At 70.1% G+C, this 954-nt stretch carries 1 protein-coding gene; it reads right to left on the bottom strand.

What is annotated here, in order from left to right; all coding sequences use genetic code 11:
- The coding region (locus ACFO4E_RS30065) for a beta-ketoacyl synthase N-terminal-like domain-containing protein (RefSeq protein WP_378580718.1) at positions 1-954 on the bottom strand (954 nt) is incomplete at both ends.

Raw genomic sequence — 954 nt, 5'->3', positions numbered from 1 at the left:
GATCGGCACGACGCCCCCGCCCATACGTCGCCAACAGCGCCTGCGCCTCGATCGGATCACCCAACCGGGTACCGGTGCCATGCGCCTCGACGAGATCGACATCGCCCTCCACGAGCCCCGCATCCGCAAAGGCCGCCCGGATCACCCGCTCCTGCGACGGCCCACTCGGCGCCGTCAACCCGTTCGACGCACCGTCCTGATTCACCGCCGACCCCCGCACCACCGCCAGCACCGGATGCCCATTCCGCCGCGCATCCGACACCCGCTCCAGCAACAGGACGCCCGCGCCTTCGCTGAATCCGGTACCGTCGGCCGATGCCGAGAACGCCTTGCACCGGCCGTCCGCCGCGAGGCCGCGCTGCCGGGAGAACTCCACGAAGAGGCTGGGGGTGGACATGACGGTGGCGCCCCCGGCCAGCGCCATGGAGCACTCGCCCCGCCGCAGCGCTTGGGCGGCGAGGTGGATCGCCACCAGCGACGACGAGCACGCCGTGTCCACGGTGATCGCCGGACCCTCCAGTCCGAGCGTGTAGGCCACCCGCCCCGACGCCACGCTGCCGGAATTGCCGGTGCCGAGGTAGCCCTCGCCACCCCGCGTGTCCGCATCGGCGCCCGCACGGGCCAGGTAGTCCAGGTACATGATTCCGGTGAAGACGCCGATGTCGCGGCCCTTCAGCGACGACGGATCGATCCCCGCCCGCTCCACCGTCTCCCACGACACCTCCAGCAACAGCCGCTGCTGAGGATCCATCGCCAGCGCCTCACGCGGCGAGATCCCGAAGAACCCCGCATCGAACCCCGCCACATCATCCAGAAAACCCCCCTCACGCACATACGACGTCCCCGCACGACCAGGATCGGAATCGAACAACGACCCCAGATCCCACCCCCGATCCACAGGAAAAGGCGCGACCGCGTCCACCCCCTCCGCCACCAACCGCCACAGATCCTCCG

Origin of the sequence: Nocardiopsis mangrovi (assembly GCF_042653925.1) — a bacterium.
GTDB classification, from domain to species: Bacteria; Actinomycetota; Actinomycetes; order Streptosporangiales; family Streptosporangiaceae; genus Nocardiopsis_B; species Nocardiopsis_B mangrovi.
Note: the sequence above shows the minus strand (reverse complement) of the source record. Positions and strands in the feature narration are given on the sequence as shown.